Below are 2,860 nucleotides of genomic sequence, written 5' to 3' on the forward strand. Positions count from 1 at the left end.
CTTCTGTCTTTGTCAAATTTGCTAATAAATCATACAATCCCATTCTTATGGATTGGGTTTCTAAAAGACAAGATTTATTAGTTCCCTGGATGGGCAATAGAAAACTCCAATTTAAATTTTAGTACTATTTAGGTGCCGTGATAATCGATGTTAAAGGCATGGGCAGAATCCTTAGGTATCCGCCATAATGGGCAGGGCTGACTTTTTGAGGGTGCTTTCAAGCTTTCTTTACAAGCACATACAAAAATTGCTTGCAAAAAATTTATGGTAAGATTATAATAGAAGGTAAAGATGATAACCTATGCACTACCAAGAGAAGCCTTTGAGTTATTAGAAGAGGCATTGGGTGAGAAAAAGAAGGTAGAGACCTTTGCTAAGGCTTTCGAGGCAGCAATCTCTGCCATTGATGAGAAGGCAAAAGAAGTAATCGTTGAGAAAAAAAGCCAAATAAAGGTTGAGCTAAAGGGTGAGTTAAGACAGGAGCTTGTAACTAGGGAGGTATTTGAAGAGAGGTTTAATGTAATAGAGGAGAGGTTTAATGTGGTAGATGAGCGATTTAAATCCCTTAATTTTAGGCTTAATATCTTTATTGCCATTGCCCTTATTGCCTTAACATTTGCCAATCCAACCTTTGTAAAATTAATAGAAAAAATCTTTGGAATATAAAATGGAGAGGAAAAATAGTTTTGGAATACGAAGGAAAAGCGAAGCAATTTTTAGTTTTAAGTGGCAGAAAAATTTTTCTTGCAAAAATTCTTAAAAGAGGGCAAAATTTTAGAAAATGAAGCAAAACGGTCTTAAGACAAAGCGATATATCGCAAGACAAGAGTAGATAAATACATAAAAGAGGCCGAAAAAGAGCTTAAGGAGGATAATTTACTTCAAGCTTCGGAAAAATATTGGGGGGCATCAGCACAAATGGTGAAAGCCTGGGCAACCGCTAAAGGTATTCAGCACAATGGCCATGCCTGGCTTTTTGAAGCGGTAGATAAGCTTGCCAAAGAAGAAAAAGAGCCTTTTTTAAAGAAACAGTTTAGCTTAGCCGGTATGCTTCATACAAATCTTTACGAAGGATGGCTAACTAAAGATGAGGTAGAAGATAATGCTTCTGAAGCAAAGTTATTCTGTGATAAAATAAAAGAAATAATAAAAAATGGAAAGGTAAAAAAGAGGGATTAAAAATCTTGTATGTGTTTAGGTAGACGAGAACAAGAAAGGAAGTCAAAATGAAAAAAAGCACTAAATCCAAAGCAAAATGGTTCAAGGGTCAGGGTCAAGGTAGGGGATACGGAAATTATTTTTTCCTTAAGACCCTACACCCTTCGACCTAGAGCAAATTTATTGGGATTTTGAATTTGTTTAGGATTTTGGGTTTAATGGTTTGCTAAAAAGAGCTTAAAATGGCTTAGCGTTTGAATAGGTTTTTGGTTTAAAGATTGACAGGAAGTTGTCTTAAAGGCTAAAATAAAACAATGGCAATAAGTCTTGAGCTTTACAAAACAATAGAGACCATTATAGAAGAAAAAACAAAGGGTATAAAGGTAGACAGGGAGGAGTTTAACCTTCTTACCAATGAGGTAAGGAAGCTTGTAGTCGCACAGAAAGAGCTTGCGGTTGCCCAGAAAGAAACCCAGAAGGAGGTAAGCAGGCTTGATAAAGCTATGCAAGAGCTTGCCGAAGCACAGAAGAAGACAGAAGAAAAGATAGGCTTACTTGCTGAGAGAATGGATGGTCTCCAAAAAGAGGTAGGGGGCATATCAAATACCATTGGCTATGAGCTTGAAGAAAAATACTACCCTATCTTTCCTTATGTGCTAAAGGAGGATTTTGAAATTAAAGTAGAAAAAGAATTTGAAAGGAGATTCTTTATCTATCCTGATGGCAATGAGGATGAGATAAATATCTATGCTGAGGCAACAAAGAATAGAAAGAAGATATACATCATTGGAGAATCTAAAGCAAGTATAGGAAAAAGGGATATTAAGGATTTTTCAAGGCTTATTGAAAGGGCAAAGAATTACTTAAAGGGTGATATATTCCCCTTTTTCCTTTGTTATTTAATCCATCCCAATGTAGAGGCATACCTTAAAAAAGAATATCCCCACATAAAGCTTTACAGGTCTTATGAGCTTTCAAGAAGGGCAAGACAAAAGGGGATTTACGAATTGCCACATTAAGCGGTGGTGGCGGAAAGAAGGTAGGCAAGCTGGGGATTGTAAAATAGTGTAGAGTGAATGGATTGGGATTGTAAAATAAAAATCTTCCTTGACATAAATTGCATAGAAAGATGATAATTTATGAGATTAAAAATGAATAACCTTAAAGCAAAACAATATATAGACCAGGCAGATAAATACATAAAAGAGGGCGAAAAGGAATTAAAAAAAGGCGATCTGCGTCAAGGCTCTGAGAAATATTGGGGAGCAGCAGTCCAAATCCTTAAGGCTTATTGTGAGCTAAAGGGTTGGCCACACGATGGCCATGCCAAGCTATTCCAGGATGTAGGGGAGATATCTAAAGAACTGGGTGACCAAAGGATAAGGGAACAGTTTGGTTTGGCAGGAATGTTGCATACAAACTTTTATGAAGGTTGGCTTACCAAGGAGGATGTAGAGGATTATGCCCTCCAAAGTAAAGAATTTATTAAAAAGATAAAAACCCTGATTGAAGGGGAAACACCCCGTCAAACTTCGTTTGACACCCCTCTTTCAGAGGGGAAAAGGAGGTAAAAAGATGAGTGTGCCAAGCAAAGCGTATTGGTTCTTGTTGGTGAAAGTCCAATCTTTAAGCAAAGGTTAGCCACTAGCCCAATACTTAATTCCACATTTAGGGAGGTAACAAACTAAATGATGCTGGAAGG

Annotated in this window: 4 protein-coding genes; all 4 read left to right on the plus strand. The window is 37.0% G+C overall.

Annotated features, from left to right (window positions below; all coding sequences use genetic code 11):
• The first annotated feature begins 291 nt into the window (after positions 1–291).
• The 4 genes from AB1630_11890 (at position 292) to AB1630_11905 (ending at position 2,729) form a co-directional block, all read left to right on the plus strand.
• The gene (locus tag AB1630_11890) at positions 292–666 is read left to right on the plus strand and encodes a hypothetical protein (GenBank protein MEW6104493.1); all 375 of its coding nucleotides are present in this window, start codon (positions 292–294) and stop codon (positions 664–666) included.
• 144 nt (positions 667–810) lie between these two features.
• Positions 811–1,179, plus strand: coding sequence for a PaREP1 family protein (locus tag AB1630_11895; protein MEW6104494.1), 369 nt, complete (start codon positions 811–813; stop codon positions 1,177–1,179).
• Positions 1,180–1,472: 293 nt separating this feature from the next.
• Complete coding sequence (locus AB1630_11900) at positions 1,473–2,177, plus strand: hypothetical protein (GenBank protein ID MEW6104495.1); 705 nt, start codon at positions 1,473–1,475, stop codon at positions 2,175–2,177.
• A 132-nt stretch (positions 2,178–2,309) separates the two neighbouring features.
• A complete protein-coding gene (locus tag AB1630_11905) occupies positions 2,310–2,729 on the plus strand; it encodes a PaREP1 family protein (GenBank protein ID MEW6104496.1) in 420 nt (139 codons plus the stop codon).
• Positions 2,730–2,860 lie beyond the last annotated feature (131 nt).

It is taken from the genome of bacterium (assembly GCA_040753555.1).
In the GTDB taxonomy this organism is placed as follows: domain Bacteria; phylum UBA9089; class UBA9088; order UBA9088; family UBA9088; genus JBFLYE01.